Here is a 16,695-nt window from a genome sequence, read left to right as displayed (position 1 = left end):
CTAATTAAAATTAAAAATGCCTCAGATACATCATCTGAGGCATTTTTAATTAGCCTTTGTGATCAAATAAATTGACAAGGTTTTTTAATTCAGTAGCTTTGCTTGGATCTAGCTTACCACTTAATATTAAGCGTAACTCACGACGTCTCATTGCCTCATCGTAAAGCCTATGTTCCAATTCTGTTTCAGGAACTACTTTCGGAATAGGCTGCGGTTTGGCATGTTCGTCTACCGCTACGAATGTATAATAGGCTTCATTTGATTTTTCTTTTGTTCCCAATGGAAGATTTTGAGCAAACACTTCCATTCTTACTTCAATTGAAGTGTTAAAAGCACGCGTTACCTTTGCTTCAATGGTCACAACTTCTCCTAGTCGAATGGACCTTTTGAATGAAACGTTATCGACCGATACGGTTACTACTGGACTATTACAGTGTTTCTGCGCTGCCATTGCAGAACAGATATCCATCCAATACAACAATCTACCGCCCATTAAATTACCAAAAGTATTCGTATCATTTGGTAATACTAATTCATTCATTACCGTAGTAGACTCTTTAGCACATTTCTCCTTCATCTCTTTTTTATTATTAACGGAAGATTCCGTATTGTTTATCGATTATTTCTAAACTCGCTTTGAAAGGAGTTGGTTGAAAGCCCAAAATCGACTTGGCTTTTGATAATATAAATCCTGTTTTTTGTGGTCTGTTTTCAGATTGACCTATTGATGCCGCCGTAATTTCTGAAATTAAGGATTTGTCAAAGTTCCAAAAATCTGCAATTTGATAGACTGCTTCAGCAATTGTAAACATTTCCTCCCCACTGATGTGGAAAACTCCTGTTGCACGTTTCTCAATAGCTAAAAGACAGGCTTCAGCTAAATCATCAACAAACGTTGGCATGCGCCACTGATCTTTCACAACTTTTATCGGTTCATTTTTTGAAAGTTTTTCTTTTGCCCAAAGCACTAAATTAGAGCGGTTTGGATTAGCATTTATTCCATACACCAATATAGTTCTTAAGATCGCATATTCACATCCAGAGTTATGGATAACTTGTTCTGAACGTAATTTGCTTTTACCATATTCACTTAATGGATTGATTGAATCATCCTCTTTATATGGACCATTTTGGCCATCAAAAACAAAGTCTGTGGATAACTGTACTAAAAAACCATTTGTCTGCTTACAATAGTCGGCCAATTGCTTCGCTACCTCAACGTTCATCTTTTCACAGAGCACTTTATCAGCTTCGCACCCTTCAACACTTGTGATTGCAGCAGTGTGAATGATGTAATTTGGTTTAACTTCTGACAGATAGGTGTTTAAAAGATCCGAATTCATCAAATCCAATTGTTGAAAATGATAATTCGCTACATTCGGATTGTCGTTTTTATTCATGGAAATAGCAAAAACTTCATAATTGAGGTTTTTACTAAGTAGATCGATTAGTTTTTGTCCTAAAAACCCATTTGACCCAGTTATTAACACTTTGTTGGTAACCATCATTAATTTGTGAATTGGAATTCGAGTTTCTCACTTTGTTTTAACATATTGTTGATAACCATGACCTCGAAATCAATAATTCCAGTAAGTCCTGAATAGTTGATTTTTTCTGGATCATCTGTTGGCATATGATAATCAGGATGACCTCCTGTGTGGAAAAATAGAACTGGAATATTCTTCTTATAGAATGAGGTCTGGTCAGAACCACCATTACCATCATGACCTGTATAAAACTTAATTTTAGGTGTGATACCCTTAAATATTTCCGGCCATTTTTTACTTGTCCCATATCCAATTACAGCAACACCCTGTTCAGGATTTAACCTACCGATCATATCCATGTTTAACATACCTGTTATTTTATCAAGTGGTAAAGTTGGGTGTTCGGTAAAATATTTTGATCCGATTAATCCTAACTCTTCAGCACCAAATGCGATAAAAAGAAAATTATAACTTTCCTTTAAATTATTCGTACTATAATAACGTGCTAATTCCAGTAAGCCGGCTACGCCCGAAGCATTATCATCTGCTCCGTTATGTATTTTACCAACACCCAGGGAATCTTTCGAACTGCCTTGATGACCAGTTCCTAAATGGTCATAATGTGCCCCGATTACAATAGTAAGTGGAGCGCCATTGTCTAAAAATGCAATGATGTTATCTGCTTTGCGAATGCTGTCACTCACTTTAACTTTCCATACTTTAGCATCAAATGATTGTCTGAATCCTTTTTCACCTAACGGTTGAAGTTTAAGTTTTTTAAAATATTTTTCAATATAATCTGCCGCTTTGAATACTTCTTTGCTTCCTGTTCCGCGACCTTTCATCTTATCACTTGCGAGATAGTTGATATGTTTTTTTACGAGTTCAGGATTGCTGTATTGTGCAATTCCTTGTAAACTTAGAACACTGAAAAGTGTTAAAAGGGTGCATTTAATATATAATTTTATCATTTGTAGTTGTTCATAAAAAAAGCCTTGAAAATTCAAGACTTTTTAGAAGTCGTTATTAATCTTCTACGATTTCACTATGTATACTTGTTTTTTCTTCTTTCTCTTCTTTAAAATATTTCTTTTGGAAGAGTAGAATCAGCACAACCCCTACTGATATTGCAGAATCAGCAATATTGAATACCGGTCGGAAGAATAGAAATTCTTGACCACCCCAAATCGGGAGCCAGGATGGGAATGTTCCATTAATCAGTGGAAAATAGAGCATATCAACGACCTTTCCATGGAAAATCGTTGCATATCCTCCATCTGCAGGAAATAATGAAGCTTTATCGTACCAGGTGCTTTCACTAAATATCATACCATAAAAAGTAGAGTCGATAATATTTCCAAGTGCTCCTGCAAAGATTAAGGCAATATTGAGAATAAATCCGCGATTATATTTCTTTTTAACCATGTAATGCAGGCCATAGCCGATTGCTCCGACAGCGATAATACGAAAAAGTGTTAGCATCAGTTTCCCAAATTCGCCACCAAATTCCATTCCATAGGCCATTCCATTATTCTCTATAAAATGGATTTGTACAAATTTACCAATCACCTCATAACTTTGACCAATGGTCATATTTAATTTGACCCATATTTTTGATATCTGGTCAATTAAAAGAACGAGAATAATCAGAATTACTGGTTTAGTATAGCCTTTCATAGTTGTAAAAATGGTCTTTACTTTTGGTAAAGACCATTATGTTTTTGTATTTAAAAAATATTAATACTGTTTATTTTTAGCTTCGATACTTAACGTAGTGTGAGGAACAGCTTTCAATCTTTCCTTTTGGATCAATTTTCCCGTTTCTCTACAAATACCATAAGTTTTGTTCTCAATACGAACTAAAGCCGCATCTAAGTTGTCGATGAATTTTCGTTGGCGAGCAGCTAACTGATTCGTTTGTTCTTTTTCTAAAGTGGCAGAACCATCTTCCAAAGTTTTATAAGTACCAGCAGTATCATCCGTACCGTTTGCATCACTATTATTTAGAGAGGCTGTTAAGGCAGCAAGTTCCTCTTTTGCAATTCTTAGTTTTTCTAAGATAATGCTTTTAAATTCTTGTAGCTCTGAATCGCTATAGCGTGTCTTTTCGTTATTAGTTGCCATAATTTAAATTTTTTCGATTAAAACATTCAATTCCTTTCCGTCAATATCAATGCTATCTCCGGTAGTTAGTGATTCTTCGAAACTCAATGAATCCGCTAGAATTTCGGTACAAATATAAGATAAATTTTCATTCGTTGCGCTCTCAATATCAGCATCTTTGCTAACTAAAACACGGATACGGTCAGTAACCTCAAAACCTTTGTCTTTCCTTAGGTTTTGGATACGGTTAACCAACTCTCTTGACAATCCTTCTTGTTTTAATTCCTCAGAAATATGGATATCCAGGGCTACGGTTAATTTAGCTAAATTAGCGACCTGCCAGCCAGCAACATCTTCTGCTATAATTTCTACATCGCTCAATTGAATTGTATAAGGTGTATCGGCTAATAAAATTTCACCATCGCTTTCCAATTTTGCAAGCTCTTCTGTAGAAAGTGCATTGATTTTTGCAGACACTAACTTCATGTCTTTACCAACTTTCGAGCCAAGAGCTTTAAAGTTCGGTTTAATTTTTTTCTTGATGATACCTGTCGTGTCCGTAATGAATTGAATATCTTTAATATTCGTTTCGGAAAGTATCAAATCTTTTACCTTTTCTACACGTTCTTGGAAGCTATTATCCAGTACCGGAAGTAAGATTTTGTTTAACGGTTGTCGTACATTGATGCCTACTTTTTTGCGCAGTGATAAGGTAAGGGATGAAATATCTTGAGCCAATGACATACGCTCTTCCAGATCCTTGTCGATCAATTTTTCCTGATAATTCGGGAAATTTGCTAAATGCACGGATTCAAAAGTTTCCCTACCCGTAGCGTTGTTCAAATCTAGATACAACTGGTCTGAAAAGAAAGGCGAGATAGGAGACATCAATTTCGCTATCGTATCCAAACAAGTAAATAAAGTTTGGTAAGCAGAGATCTTATCTTCAGAATATTCTCCCTTCCAGAAACGACGGCGGCAAAGACGAACGTACCAGTTACTTAAATGCTCGTCAACAAAATTTTGGATGGCACGTGCCGCTTTTGTGGGCTCGAAGTCCGCATAAAATTCATCGACTTCTTTAATTAAACTGTTCAATAGTGATATTACCCAACGGTCTATTTCAGGACGGTTTTCTAAAGCAATATCCGCTTCACTATAACTAAATTTATCAATGTTAGCGTACAGAGCAAAAAATGCATAAGTATTATATAAAGTTCCGAAAAACTTACGACGTACCTCATCCAGCCCCTCTTCATTGAACTTTAAATTATCCCATGGTGAAGCATTGCTGATCATGTACCAACGTGTTGCATCAGCACTATATTTATCTAACATGGTAAATGGATCAATCCCATTCCCAAGACGTTTAGACATTTTATTACCATTTTTATCTAAAACCAATCCATTCGAAATGACATTTTTGAATGCAACCGATTTTTGTAACATCGTTGAGATTGCATGAAGTGTGAAGAACCAGCCCCGTGTCTGATCAACTCCCTCCGCAATGAAGTCTGCCGGAAATGCTTCTTTATAACCTTCTTTAAATGGAAGTGCTTCTCCTTTTGCAAGTTTTTCATAGTCTAGACCCCACTGGGCGTAAGGCATAGCACCAGAATCAAACCAAACATCGATTAAATCAGGTTCACGGAATAATTTTTGACCCGCATCCGATACAAATACAATATCGTCTACATAAGGACGATGCAGATCAAGTTTTTCAGTTCCGAATTTATCCAAATATGCTTTGTTGGTTTCTTTTTCTTTTTCAGATAATACATCAGAAACCAGAGATGCTTCCAATAAAGCCTTTAATTCAGGCATAGAACCAACGCAGATTTCTTCATTCTCATCTTCAGAGCGCCAGATAGGTAGGGGAGTTCCCCAGTAACGTGAGCGTGATAGATTCCAGTCAACTAGATTTTCCAACCAATTACCAAAGCGTCCAGTACCAGTCGCTTCAGGCTTCCAGTTAATGGTTTTATTTAGTGCAACTAAATCATTTTTAACAGCGGTGGATTTAACAAACCAGCTATCCAATGGATAGTAGAGAACAGGTTTGTCTGTACGCCAGCAGTGTGGGTAAGTATGCTCGTATTTTTTAACATCAAAAGCTTTGTTGTCTTCTTTCAATTTTATGGCGATAAGCACATCTGTAGGTCGGAAATCTTTATCGGCACGTTCAGCATCTGAATAATATTCCTCTTTAACAAAACGACCTGCAAAGTCAGTGATTTCCTTAACAAATCGACCTGTACGATCCACAGTAGGTACCTCTTTGCTATTTTCATCTTTGATCAAGATTCCCGGTACACCTTGCTCTTTAGCTACTCTAAAGTCATCTGCGCCGTATGTTGGTGCAGCATGCACGATACCTGTACCATCTTCTGTGGTTACAAAATCTCCAGGGATTACACGGAAAGCTTTTTCCTGTAGTTCATCTGACGTGATATAAGGCATCAACTGCTCATAGCGTAAACCAACAAGCTCTTCGCCCGTAAAAGTTGCCGCGACTTCCCAAGGAATAACCTTATCACCTAAATTATAATCTTGAAACGATGCGTCTTTTCCTTCAGTTTTAAAATGTTTAGGGATTAAATCTTTAGCCAATATAACCGAAACCGGTGTCCCTGTATATTGATTAAAAGTTTTAATTTTTACATAGTTTATTTTTTTACCAACGACCAGTGCCGTATTGGAAGGTAATGTCCAAGGCGTAGTTGTCCAAGCAATGAAAGCAACATCTTCAGAGTCATCTTCCACTAAAGTGGCAATTGCTGGATGCAATTGATTTTTGATTAATCTAAATTGTGCGACAATTGTCGTATCCTTTACATCTTTGTAAGTACCAGGTTGATTTAGTTCATGTGAGCTCAATCCTGTTCCCGCCGCAGGTGAATAAGGCTGTATGGTATACCCTTTGTATAAAAGCCCCTTTTTATAAAATTCTTTTAAGATGTACCAAAGTGTTTCAATATATTCATTTTCATAGGTAATATAAGGGTTTTCAAGATCTACCCAATACCCCATTTTTATAGTTAAATCATTCCATACATCAGTATATTTCATTACCTCTGTACGGCAGGCATCATTGTACTCTTCAACAGATATTTTCTTTCCAATATCTTCTTTAGTAATGCCAAGTTTTTTTTCAACAGCAAGTTCAATTGGAAGGCCGTGCGTATCCCATCCGCCCTTACGTTTTACTTGAAATCCTTTTAAAGTTTTATAACGACAGAAGATATCTTTGATTGCGCGCCCCATTACATGGTGAATACCAGGCATACCGTTGGCAGAAGGAGGACCTTCATAGAAGGTGTACGTTTTATTTCCTGGACGGTTTGTGATACTTTTTTCGAATATTTTTTCCTGTTCCCAACGGGTCAATATTTCTTTGCCTATTTCCGGCAAATTAAGCTGCTTATATTCTTTATACATCAGTGTCTCGTATTCTTTTTCTAAAGGTCGCTAATTTAATCAATTAAGCTGAAAGGTAAAAGCTAAAAAACAACCCTTTTAAGGTAAATACAACCTTTAACATCAGGTTGTATAGCATAATCAATCTAAAAAGTGATATTTCAACTTGAAGGAGTGATCATATCAATAGGATTCATAAATAAAAAAAGCCCAATATTCACTGAATATTGGGCTTTGTCTGTATATTTTTAATTCTTTATGCAGAGAAAGAACTTCCGCAACCACAAGTGCTGGAAGCATTTGGATTGTTGAAGGTAAAACCACGTGCATCTAAACCGTTTCTAAAATCAACTTCCATCCCAGCTAAATATAAACCATGTGCTTTGTTCATAAATACCCTAATTCCCGAAATACTGTATTCGCTATCACCATCTTTTTTCTGGTCGAATCCTAAAATATAGCTCATCCCAGAACAACCGCCACCTTCAACACCAATACGTAATCCAAAATCATCTGAAATTTCTTGTTGATCCTTCAGTTTTTTTAGTTCCTTTATCGCTCCTTCAGTTAATGTCAAGGGAGCTTTTTCTGTTATAGTCTCTGTACTCATCGTGATAATATTTTAACCAACTTAAACAAAATTACATAATTTTAATAGAAAATAGGACTGCTTCTAATTTATGACATTGATTAAACACATTGATTGCCAATATCGGACATCGGTCGGTTCGTAACATGTTACAAAGTAATATGTATTAACATCAATTTGATCGTCATGGGATTCCTGATATTGATATTTATTTGTGGATGAGCAACTTTCTTTTATTGATTTTATGTGCATCATATGCAGGAAAGAATCAGGAGATATTTGAATTTTTCATTTTAATGAATTTTAATAAATAAGGGGTTTTTGTGAAATTTCGTAATAATAAAGCCTGTTTTTTGAGGCCTTTTTTAAGTATTATACTATATTTGTAGACTAAAATCATAATATTCATATTTTACACTAGATTAAAACAATGGAAAGAGATCAAGCCATTTTCAATTTGATAGCTGATGAGCTGAAACGCCAAGAGGAGGGTATCGAATTAATCGCATCAGAAAACTTCGTTTCAAAACAAGTTATGGAAGCTGCAGGTTCAGTTTTGACAAATAAATATGCTGAAGGCTTACCGGGAAAACGTTACTATGGAGGTTGTGAGGTAGTCGATGAAATTGAGACTATTGCCATCAACCGTGCTAAGCAATTATTCGGTGCAGAATGGGTAAACGTACAACCACATTCAGGAGCACAGGCCAACGCAGCAGTTTTTTTAGCAACAATTAAACCAGGTGATAAAATACTAGGTCTTGATTTATCGCATGGTGGTCACTTAACACACGGTTCTCCAGCAAATCTTTCAGGTAAAATTTACCAACCTTTGTTTTATGGTGTAAAAGAAGATACAGGACTAATTGACTATGAACAATTAGAAGAAACAGCACTTCGTGAAAAACCAAAAATGATTATTTGTGGTGCTTCTGCTTATTCTCGTGATTGGGATTATGCGCGTATCCGTAAAGTTGCTGATGAAATTGGAGCTTTGGTTTTAGCGGATATTTCTCACCCAGCAGGACTTATCGCAAGAGGATTGTTGAATGATCCACTTCCACATTGTCATATCGTAACAACTACTACCCATAAAACACTTCGTGGGCCACGTGGCGGTATGATCATGGTAGGTAAAGATTTCGAAAACACTTGGGGTGCAAAAACACCAAAAGGAGAAACAAGAACTATTACACAGTTGTTAGATTTAGCAGTATTCCCAGGTACACAAGGTGGACCTTTGGAGCATACTATCGCTGCTAAAGCTATTGCTTACGGTGAAGCTCTTTCTGACGAATATATGGAGTATATTGTTCAAGTAAAGAAAAACGCAGCGGCTTTAGCACAGTTCTTCGTAGAAAGAGATTACAAAATTATTTCTGGCGGTACAGACAATCATTTAATGTTGGTTGACTTACGTAATAAAGATATTTCTGGTAAAGAAGCAGAGGCAGTTTTAGGAAAAGCGGGTATCACAACTAACAAAAATATGGTTCCTTTTGATTCTCGTTCTCCTTTTGTTACTTCAGGTGTTCGTTTTGGTACAGCAGCCATTACAACTCGCGGTATCAAGGAAACAGAGATTGTACAAATCGGTGAATTAATTGATGCAGCTATCGTAAATGCATCAAACGAATCAGAACTTGCTAAAATCCACGCTAAGGTAAAAGAGATGATGGCAGGTTTCCCTCTTTATAAATAAGCAGTACGTTAACATATCATAACATAATAAGTGCCCTTGATTTAAAATCAGGGCACTTTTTTTGTGCAAATGTTAAAAAGTCTTAAATTCCATTGTAATAATTTGATTACTCGATAATTTTCTCTTGTTTTGAGTATACGAAAATTGATCACTATATAAACGAAATACTATACGACAGACATCTACTTTTTAAACAGGTTGTAATTAAAATTAATTTGGTAACTGCTAAAAATAGGTGAAGTATGAGTATTTTAAATAAAAAGACGGATCAAGAATTAATCCATATATATTTAGATGGTAAAGAAACAGCGTTAGCAGCTTTGTTAGAACGTTATAAATCAAAAATATACACATCCATTTATATGAAAGTAAAAGATGAATATCTTGCAGAAGATATTTTTCAGGAAACTTTTATAAAAGTAATCAATACATTAAAAGGAGGGAAATATAATGACGAGGGTAAATTCTTGCCCTGGGTTATGCGCATTGCCCATAATATGATTATCGATCATTTTAGAAAAGAGAAAAGAGCTCCGAGTATTGTCAATACAGAAGGTTTTGATATTTTCGATGTATTGGATTTCAGTGATGAAAATGTGGAATCAAAAATGTTAAGAGAACAGCGTGATATCGATTTGAAGAAAATGATTCAAAAACTTCCTGATGATCAAAAAGAGGTATTGATTATGAGACATTTTTGCGATATGAGCTTTAAAGATATAGCTGATATCACTGAAGTGAGTATCAATACTGCATTGGGACGTATGCGGTATGCATTAGCCAACCTTCGTAAGATGATCGAAGGCCAAAGTCTGATGTTGCAGATCGGTTAGTATCACACTATATACTACTATTTAAAAGGGATGAACCGATGAGGGCATCCCTTTTGTTTTTTGACTTTCTATGTAATAATGTCATATTTTTGTTTCACTTATTGTTCTTTTATGTATTAATGAATGATTTTAGTACATTAGTATGTGAAATTTTGTCTGTTATGACAAGGTGGAATGTATTTTGATAAGTAACTACTAAAACAGAGAAAATATTATGTATTGGATTTTATTTATAGGGATCATGGTTATAAGCCTGATCGTTCAAACCCGATTTAAAAATAAGTTTAAAAAATATTCTGAAATTCCTTTAACGAGTGGATTGACAGGGGCAGAGATTGCACAAAAAATGCTTCATGATAATGGTATTTATGATGTGAAGGTCGTTTCGATCCCTGATCGTTTAGGTGACCACTATAATCCAGCAGATAAAACAGTAAATCTAAGCCCTGAAGTTTACAGTGGAAGAAGTATTGCCGCAGCGGCAGTTTCTGCTCACGAATGTGGTCATGCTGTGCAACATGCTACGGCATATAAATGGTTAGGATTTAGATCTGCCATGGTACCCATGGTGAGCTTCGCTTCAAAATTGACATCTTGGGTTTTGATGTTGGGTGTTATATTGATGGCCTTTTCACAGAACTATATTGTTCTAGCAATAGGAGTTGCAGCATTAGCAATTACAACAATTTTTAGTTTCGTGACGCTTCCGGTAGAATTTGATGCATCAAATCGCGCGAAAGCCTGGTTAAGCAATAATGGTGTTACTTACAGTTCGACAGAAGATGAAGGTGTGAAAGATGCATTAAAATGGGCTGCAATGACATATGTAGTAGCAGCATTAAGTGCTTTGGTTACCCTATTATATTATGCTTCCCTACTATTCGGAAGAAGAGATTAAGGGCTTTACGGATACTTAAAAGCACAAAAAAGCGAATGTTTTTATAAATATTCGCTTTTTTTATGTATTAATCCTTGGAATTGAATTCTATATGCTTCAGCTTCCGACTATTTTTTTAACTTTGCTTTTTATAATAGCATAGACTTACAATTATCATGTTTCAGAACTTACAGGATAAATTAGATAGAGCCTTTAAGGTTTTAAAAGGCCAAGGCAGTATTACCGAGATCAACGTTGCAGAAACGATGAAAGAAATTCGTAAGGCATTATTAGATGCCGATGTGAATTATAAAACTGCAAAGACATTTACAGATGATGTTAAACAAAAAGCGTTAGGTGAAAATGTATTAACAAGTATCTCACCCGGCCAATTGTTGACCAAAATCATGAATGATGAGTTGACAGCGTTAATGGGAGGCTCTGTTACTGAATTAGAAGCTTCTAAAAATCCGACTGTTATATTAATCGCCGGATTAAATGGTGCTGGTAAAACAACATTCTCAGGGAAATTAGCTTTATACTTAAAAGATAAAAAAGGTAAAAAGCCTTTATTAGTAGCTGGTGATGTGTATCGTCCTGCGGCAATTGACCAATTGGAAGTATTGGCAGGACAAGTAGGTGTTCCGGTTTATGTAGACCGTAATTCTACAGATCCAATCGCTATTGCAAAAGCAGGAGTAGAGGAGGCAAAAAGAAGTGGACATAATGTAGTGATCATTGATACTGCAGGTCGTTTGGCTATTGATGAGCCTTTAATGGTGGAGATTACTGCCGTAAAAGAAGCTACTCAACCGCATGAAATTCTCTTTGTTGTAGATTCGATGACTGGTCAAGATGCTGTGAATACAGCTAAAACATTCAATGACCGTTTGGATTTTACAGGTGTAGTATTAACAAAACTAGATGGGGATACTCGTGGTGGTGCCGCATTATCAATTAAATCTGTTGTAAACAAACCAATCAAATTTATCGGTACAGGCGAGAAGATGGATGCATTAGATGTGTTTTATCCGGATCGTATGGCTTCCCGTATTTTGGGTATGGGTGACGTTGTCTCTTTAGTAGAAAGAGCACAACAACAATTTGATGAAAAAGAAGCCGCAGAGCTTCAAAAGAAAATTCGCAAAAATAAATTTGACTTCAACGATTTTAAATCGCAGATTCAGCAAATCAAAAAAATGGGTAACATGAAAGATTTGATGGGTATGATTCCTGGAGTCGGTAAAGCGATGAAAGATATTGAAGTAGATGATAATGCATTCAAGCCAATTGAAGCAATTATTGATTCAATGACTCCATTTGAAAGAGAAAATCCAGATGCGATCGATCAAAAAAGACGTTCTCGTATTGCCAAAGGTTCAGGTACGGATATCAATGAAGTGAATAAGTTAATGAAGCAGTTTGGCGATATGCGAAAAGTGATGAAACAGATGTCAAACCCGGCAATGGCAGCGAAATTAATGAAAAGCATGCCTAAAATGCCAGGGAAATAAGATAGAAATTATTTTTTATATCCTTTAATACCCTAAAAATGCATAATTTTTAGGGTATTTTTTTAGAGATATAAAAAATGCCAGTTCGATTGTAAATGGGGCGTTGCAGCTGGCCTATTGTCATAGAGTTATCAAAGATGAAATAAATGAGCTATAAGGGCATGGATTCTCTGATATCTTTTGACAATTCGTATTTATTTTTTTGTATTTTAGACTTAGTTCTGATTGTAATAGAATTATTTTTTAACTTTGTAAAACAATGGATGACCCCGGGCAATTATCGGAATACGGAAAGATACTTATCATAATTTTGGTAGGCATATTTTTAGTTGCGATGACCATTATGGCAGGAAGAATGCTTTCTGTAAATAAACCTACTCCTCAAAAATTAAGTACTTATGAATGTGGTGAAGACGCAGTAGGCTCTTCTTGGGTTCAATTTAACCCAAGATTTTATGTTATTGCACTTATATTTTTACTTTTTGATGTAGAGCTCATTTTCATATTTCCTTGGGCTACTGTATTTGGGCAGGCCGAATACATTGCCGCCGATGGAAGATGGGGTTGGTTTACTCTGATTGAAATGGCATTATTTGTAGGTATACTTATTATAGGGTTGATTTTTGTGTGGGTAAAGGGCGATCTCGAGTGGGTAAAGCCGATACATCAACGACCAAAGGTCAATGTAAGTATTCCAAGTAATGCTTATGATGGTCTTAATCAAGCAACTTATCCCTTAAGGGCGTATACAGCGCAGTTAGACGATAAAACAACTGCAGAAAAAGCTAATGAAGAAACGCCTGTAGCCGCAAAAATAGCTTTTAAACCCAGATTCAAAAAACCAGGAGCAACATCATGAGTTTAGAAAGTCAAATACAGAATAATGGTGTTATTGTAGCCAAATTGGACGATCTCCTGAATTGGGCAAGACTATCATCGATGTGGCCGATTAGTTTTGGTATAGCCTGCTGTGCCATCGAGATGATGGGAGCCATGGCTGCCAATTATGATCTCGATCGATTAGGGGTTTTTCCTCGTCCTTCACCTAGACAGTCGGATGTGATGATTATAGCAGGGACGGTAACCTTTAAAATGGCCGATCGTATTCGGAAGCTATATGAACAGATGCCAGAACCAAAATATGTGATTTCGATGGGATCATGTTCAAATTGTGGAGGGCCATATTGGCAACATGGATATCATGTTGTAAAGGGAGTTGATCGCGTTATACCGGTGGATGTATATGTGCAAGGCTGTCCTCCGAGACCAGAAGCATTGATTGGCGCATTTTTAGAACTACAAAAGAAAATTGAAAAAGAAAGTTTATTGGGAGAACAGTTGTTTAACCAAAAAGCTTAATAGAATAGAAATAGAAAAATAGACATGGGAAAAGATTTTTATGGTGATTTGCAATTAGGTGTTCTTGGCGGTGGTCAATTGGGCCGTATGTTGATTCAAGAGGCCATTAATTATAACGTTAATGTTCACATTCTTGATCCAGATAAGAATGCTCCTTGCCGTAAATTATGCAATCGTTTTGAATGTGGCTCTCTGAGCGATTTTGAAACTGTATACAATTTTGGAAAAGATCTTGATATGATTACCATTGAGATCGAAAAGGTAAATGTGGACGCCTTAGAAAAATTGGAAGAAGAAGGTGTACTTGTCTATCCACAATCGCGTATCATTCGTCTTATACAAGATAAAGGATTGCAAAAGCAGTTTTTTAAACAAAATGATATTCCAACTTCGGCATTTCAGCTGATCTCTACCAAAGAGAATCTTAAAAATACAAATTTGACTATTCCTTATATTCAAAAACTACGTAAAGATGGTTATGATGGTAAGGGAGTGAAGAAGATAAACACAGTTGATGATTTAGAAACTGCTTTTGATGAACCCTCTTTAATTGAAGAATGGGTTGATTTCGAAAAAGAAATAGCTGTTATAGTCGCACGAAATGATGATGGTGATGTTGCAACTTTTCCAATGGTAGAAATGGAGTTTAATCCCGAAGCTAACCTGGTGGAGTTTTTAATAGCACCTTCAACATATGGTTTCGATATTCAGCAACGAGCAGAAGAATTAGCCAAGAAGATTGCCAATGACTTACAGATTGTCGGGCTTCTAGCTGTTGAGATGTTCTTAACAAAAGACGGTGAGATATTAGTCAATGAACTTGCGCCACGTACACATAATAGTGGTCATCAAACGATAGAAGGGAACTATGTTTCTCAATTTGCACAACATTTGAGAGCGATCTTTAATTTGCCATTAGGCGATACACGTTGCCGTTCTAATGCAGTGATGATAAATCTTCTTGGTGAAGAAGGTTATGAAGGATTAGCTAAATACGAGGGTGTAGAAGAGATTCTGGCTATGGAAGGTGTATATGTACACTTGTATGGCAAAAAATTCACTAAACCTTTCCGTAAGATGGGACACGTGTGTATTATCAATGACGACCGTGAATTAGCCATCAGTAATGCTAGAAAAGTACAAGAAATTTTAAAAGTAAAAGCTTAAAAATATATGTCAACATTGAACCAGGTTTTAGTTGGAATTATTATGGGAAGTAAATCAGACTTACCTGTAATGCAAGATGCAGTAGATGTATTAAAAACATTGGGAGTTCCTTTCGAAGTAACGATTGTTTCCGCACATCGTACGCCGCAACGAATGTTTGATTATGCGCAAGATGCGGCGAAAAGAGGTTTGAAAGTTATTATTGCAGGTGCAGGTGGAGCAGCACATTTACCAGGTATGGTAGCATCAATTACGCATCTGCCTGTTATCGGAGTTCCGGTAAAGTCATCTAATTCAATTGATGGATGGGATTCGGTATTATCGATCTTACAGATGCCAAATGGTATTCCTGTAGCGACAGTGGCATTGAATGCAGCGAAAAATGCAGGTATCCTTGCCGCGCAGATAATAGGAACACAAGATAAAGAAATCGAAAAAAATATCATCGCTTTTAAAACTGAATTAGCTGCAAAAGTGATTGAAACAGCTGAAGAAGTTGAAAAAATGACTTTTTAAGTGTGAATATAATTATAAAAATAAAGGGGGCTTAAGCCCCCTTTATTTTTATAATTATATTTTAGCTAAATGCTGTTCTACGTAATCGTAGCTTTTCTTTAAGCTCTCAAATTTATTAGGTAGATAGATATCATCTTGTTCAACAAAAGCATATTTTAAACCAGCTTTTGCTTTTGCCTGTGCGATAGCAATAAAATCAATATGGCCAGTTCCAACTTCTGTATATTTTACCTCTTTTGAAATTGCGCCAAAGTCTAATTTGTCAAATTCAGGTCCAACAATAGTTTTTGTAAATGCTTTATCCATATCCTTGATATGCCATAGTTTGAATCGGTTCGGAAATTTTTCAAATAAACTGACAGGGTTAATTCCTGCCTTTTCTGCCCAGTATAAATCAAGTTCAAAATCAACAAGGTCGGGCTCTGTAAAAGCCAACAATACTTCTTCCCCTTTGGTGCCATTTCCTAAATCTCTAAATTCCCAGAAATGATTATGGAAAGCAACCTTTAAACCATGTTTCTTAGCGGCTTCACCCGCTTTATTTAGCTGTTCAGCTATGTAAAGAAAATCATCCTTCTTTAAGGCAGAAATATCAAACATTGGAGAGACAGGAGCGATAACATATTCTTGTCCTAACTCTTTTGCCGCATCAAAATAGATATTTAGATCCTCTTTATCTTGATGGTTTCGGCTGAAGTATTTTGACATATCGTAATGACCGCTATGCGATTTTAGGCCGTTATCGTCTAATACTTTTTTTAAACTTTTATAATCTAAACCCCAAAAACTTTTTGCTACAGTATCTATTCCATATGTTTCAACATGCTTATAACCTATTTTAGAAACCTGCTGTAAAGAATCGGTCGGGTTTGCAGTCATCAGATCTCGAATCGAATATAGTTGTACACCTATATTAGCAAAAGGTGAATCAATACCTGGTTTCTTACTTTCACAAGAAAGGAGCTGTGGTAGGAAATATGCTGCAGAAAGTCCAAGACCAGCTTTTTTGATAAATTGACGGCGTGAATTATTCATACTGTTTAATTTGTTTGTAGTTTAGTTTAAGGATTAAGTTACAACTAATTTTAAAGAAAACCATTATTATAAAATAAAAAATGGGGATGTATAGCA

At 36.0% G+C, this 16,695-nt stretch carries 16 protein-coding genes; 8 read left to right on the top strand and 8 right to left on the bottom strand.

Features of this window, described 5'->3' with window-relative positions; all coding sequences use genetic code 11:
• Positions 1-49: 49 nt before the first annotated feature.
• The 7 genes from M2265_RS12940 to M2265_RS12910 form a co-directional block, all read right to left on the bottom strand.
• Entirely contained in the window at positions 50-577 is a 528-nt protein-coding gene (locus M2265_RS12940) for an acyl-CoA thioesterase (RefSeq protein WP_021188831.1), read from the bottom strand.
• Positions 578-590: 13 nt separating this feature from the next.
• The gene (locus M2265_RS12935) at positions 591-1,508 is read right to left on the bottom strand and encodes an SDR family oxidoreductase (protein ID WP_243655511.1); all 918 of its coding nucleotides are present in this window, start codon (positions 1,506-1,508) and stop codon (positions 591-593) included.
• Positions 1,508-2,458 (bottom strand): M20/M25/M40 family metallo-hydrolase, encoded by a 951-nt coding sequence (locus M2265_RS12930; RefSeq protein ID WP_132773408.1) that lies wholly within the window; start codon positions 2,456-2,458, stop codon positions 1,508-1,510. The genes M2265_RS12935 and M2265_RS12930 overlap by 1 nt, the downstream gene beginning before the upstream one ends.
• Before the next feature lie 55 nt (positions 2,459-2,513).
• Entirely contained in the window at positions 2,514-3,164 is a 651-nt protein-coding gene (locus M2265_RS12925) for a lipoprotein signal peptidase (protein ID WP_021188832.1), read from the bottom strand.
• 60 nt (positions 3,165-3,224) lie between these two features.
• A complete protein-coding gene (locus M2265_RS12920) occupies positions 3,225-3,611 on the bottom strand; it encodes a TraR/DksA family transcriptional regulator (protein WP_021188833.1) in 387 nt (128 codons plus the stop codon).
• Positions 3,612-3,614: 3 nt separating this feature from the next.
• Positions 3,615-7,028: an isoleucine--tRNA ligase gene (ileS, locus tag M2265_RS12915; protein WP_132773410.1), complete on the bottom strand. Its 3,414-nt coding sequence runs from the start codon at positions 7,026-7,028 to the stop codon at positions 3,615-3,617.
• 235 nt (positions 7,029-7,263) lie between these two features.
• Complete coding sequence (locus M2265_RS12910) at positions 7,264-7,617, bottom strand: HesB/IscA family protein (protein WP_132773412.1); 354 nt, start codon at positions 7,615-7,617, stop codon at positions 7,264-7,266.
• Between the two features lie 409 nt (positions 7,618-8,026).
• Here M2265_RS12910 and glyA point away from each other — a divergent pair, with 409 nt between their 5' ends.
• The 8 genes from glyA to purE all read left to right on the top strand — a co-directional run bounded on the left by glyA (position 8,027) and on the right by purE (position 15,564).
• Positions 8,027-9,298: a serine hydroxymethyltransferase gene (glyA, locus tag M2265_RS12905; protein WP_132773414.1), complete on the top strand. Its 1,272-nt coding sequence runs from the start codon at positions 8,027-8,029 to the stop codon at positions 9,296-9,298.
• Between the two features lie 242 nt (positions 9,299-9,540).
• Positions 9,541-10,131: an RNA polymerase sigma factor gene (locus tag M2265_RS12900; RefSeq protein WP_132773416.1), complete on the top strand. Its 591-nt coding sequence runs from the start codon at positions 9,541-9,543 to the stop codon at positions 10,129-10,131.
• 214 nt (positions 10,132-10,345) lie between these two features.
• Positions 10,346-11,029 (top strand): zinc metallopeptidase, encoded by a 684-nt coding sequence (locus tag M2265_RS12895; protein WP_132773418.1) that lies wholly within the window; start codon positions 10,346-10,348, stop codon positions 11,027-11,029.
• 155 nt (positions 11,030-11,184) lie between these two features.
• Positions 11,185-12,522 carry a signal recognition particle protein gene (ffh, locus tag M2265_RS12890; RefSeq protein WP_132773420.1) on the top strand — a complete coding sequence of 446 codons (1,338 nt, stop codon included), beginning with the start codon at positions 11,185-11,187 and terminating at the stop codon, positions 12,520-12,522.
• Between the two features lie 259 nt (positions 12,523-12,781).
• Positions 12,782-13,381, top strand: a complete 600-nt coding sequence (locus tag M2265_RS12885) for an NADH-quinone oxidoreductase subunit A (protein ID WP_132773422.1) — start codon at positions 12,782-12,784, stop codon at positions 13,379-13,381.
• The gene (locus M2265_RS12880; protein ID WP_021188837.1) at positions 13,378-13,881 is read left to right on the top strand and encodes an NADH-quinone oxidoreductase subunit B; all 504 of its coding nucleotides are present in this window, start codon (positions 13,378-13,380) and stop codon (positions 13,879-13,881) included. The genes M2265_RS12885 and M2265_RS12880 overlap by 4 nt, the downstream gene beginning before the upstream one ends.
• Positions 13,882-13,905: 24 nt before the next feature.
• Positions 13,906-15,048 carry a 5-(carboxyamino)imidazole ribonucleotide synthase gene (locus tag M2265_RS12875; RefSeq protein WP_132773424.1) on the top strand — a complete coding sequence of 381 codons (1,143 nt, stop codon included), beginning with the start codon at positions 13,906-13,908 and terminating at the stop codon, positions 15,046-15,048.
• Between the two features lie 6 nt (positions 15,049-15,054).
• The gene (gene purE / locus M2265_RS12870) at positions 15,055-15,564 is read left to right on the top strand and encodes a 5-(carboxyamino)imidazole ribonucleotide mutase (protein ID WP_132773426.1); all 510 of its coding nucleotides are present in this window, start codon (positions 15,055-15,057) and stop codon (positions 15,562-15,564) included.
• A gap of 54 nt (positions 15,565-15,618) precedes the next feature.
• Here purE and M2265_RS12865 read toward each other — a convergent pair whose 3' ends face one another.
• A complete protein-coding gene (locus tag M2265_RS12865) occupies positions 15,619-16,599 on the bottom strand; it encodes a sugar phosphate isomerase/epimerase family protein (RefSeq protein WP_132773427.1) in 981 nt (326 codons plus the stop codon).
• Between the last annotated feature and the right edge of the window lie 96 nt (positions 16,600-16,695).

It is taken from the genome of Sphingobacterium kitahiroshimense (assembly GCF_025961315.1).
GTDB lineage: Bacteria > Bacteroidota > Bacteroidia > Sphingobacteriales > Sphingobacteriaceae > Sphingobacterium > Sphingobacterium anhuiense.
This window is presented reverse-complemented; position numbering and strand designations above follow the sequence as displayed.

What these genes read in the sequence shown, in the direction of transcription:
- M2265_RS12940 (WP_021188831.1), bottom strand. Translation starts at nt 577, where the DNA reads ATGAAGGAGAAATGTGCTAAAGAGTCTACTACGGTAATGAATGAATTA.
- M2265_RS12935 (WP_243655511.1), bottom strand. Translation starts at nt 1,508, where the DNA reads ATGATGGTTACCAACAAAGTGTTAATAACTGGGTCAAATGGGTTTTTA.
- M2265_RS12930 (WP_132773408.1), bottom strand. Translation starts at nt 2,458, where the DNA reads ATGATAAAATTATATATTAAATGCACCCTTTTAACACTTTTCAGTGTT.
- M2265_RS12925 (WP_021188832.1), bottom strand. Translation starts at nt 3,164, where the DNA reads ATGAAAGGCTATACTAAACCAGTAATTCTGATTATTCTCGTTCTTTTA.
- M2265_RS12920 (WP_021188833.1), bottom strand. Translation starts at nt 3,611, where the DNA reads ATGGCAACTAATAACGAAAAGACACGCTATAGCGATTCAGAGCTACAA.
- ileS (WP_132773410.1), bottom strand. Translation starts at nt 7,028, where the DNA reads ATGTATAAAGAATATAAGCAGCTTAATTTGCCGGAAATAGGCAAAGAA.
- M2265_RS12910 (WP_132773412.1), bottom strand. Translation starts at nt 7,617, where the DNA reads ATGAGTACAGAGACTATAACAGAAAAAGCTCCCTTGACATTAACTGAA.
- glyA (WP_132773414.1), top strand. Translation starts at nt 8,027, where the DNA reads ATGGAAAGAGATCAAGCCATTTTCAATTTGATAGCTGATGAGCTGAAA.
- M2265_RS12900 (WP_132773416.1), top strand. Translation starts at nt 9,541, where the DNA reads ATGAGTATTTTAAATAAAAAGACGGATCAAGAATTAATCCATATATAT.
- M2265_RS12895 (WP_132773418.1), top strand. Translation starts at nt 10,346, where the DNA reads ATGTATTGGATTTTATTTATAGGGATCATGGTTATAAGCCTGATCGTT.
- ffh (WP_132773420.1), top strand. Translation starts at nt 11,185, where the DNA reads ATGTTTCAGAACTTACAGGATAAATTAGATAGAGCCTTTAAGGTTTTA.
- M2265_RS12885 (WP_132773422.1), top strand. Translation starts at nt 12,782, where the DNA reads ATGGATGACCCCGGGCAATTATCGGAATACGGAAAGATACTTATCATA.
- M2265_RS12880 (WP_021188837.1), top strand. Translation starts at nt 13,378, where the DNA reads ATGAGTTTAGAAAGTCAAATACAGAATAATGGTGTTATTGTAGCCAAA.
- M2265_RS12875 (WP_132773424.1), top strand. Translation starts at nt 13,906, where the DNA reads ATGGGAAAAGATTTTTATGGTGATTTGCAATTAGGTGTTCTTGGCGGT.
- purE (WP_132773426.1), top strand. Translation starts at nt 15,055, where the DNA reads ATGTCAACATTGAACCAGGTTTTAGTTGGAATTATTATGGGAAGTAAA.
- M2265_RS12865 (WP_132773427.1), bottom strand. Translation starts at nt 16,599, where the DNA reads ATGAATAATTCACGCCGTCAATTTATCAAAAAAGCTGGTCTTGGACTT.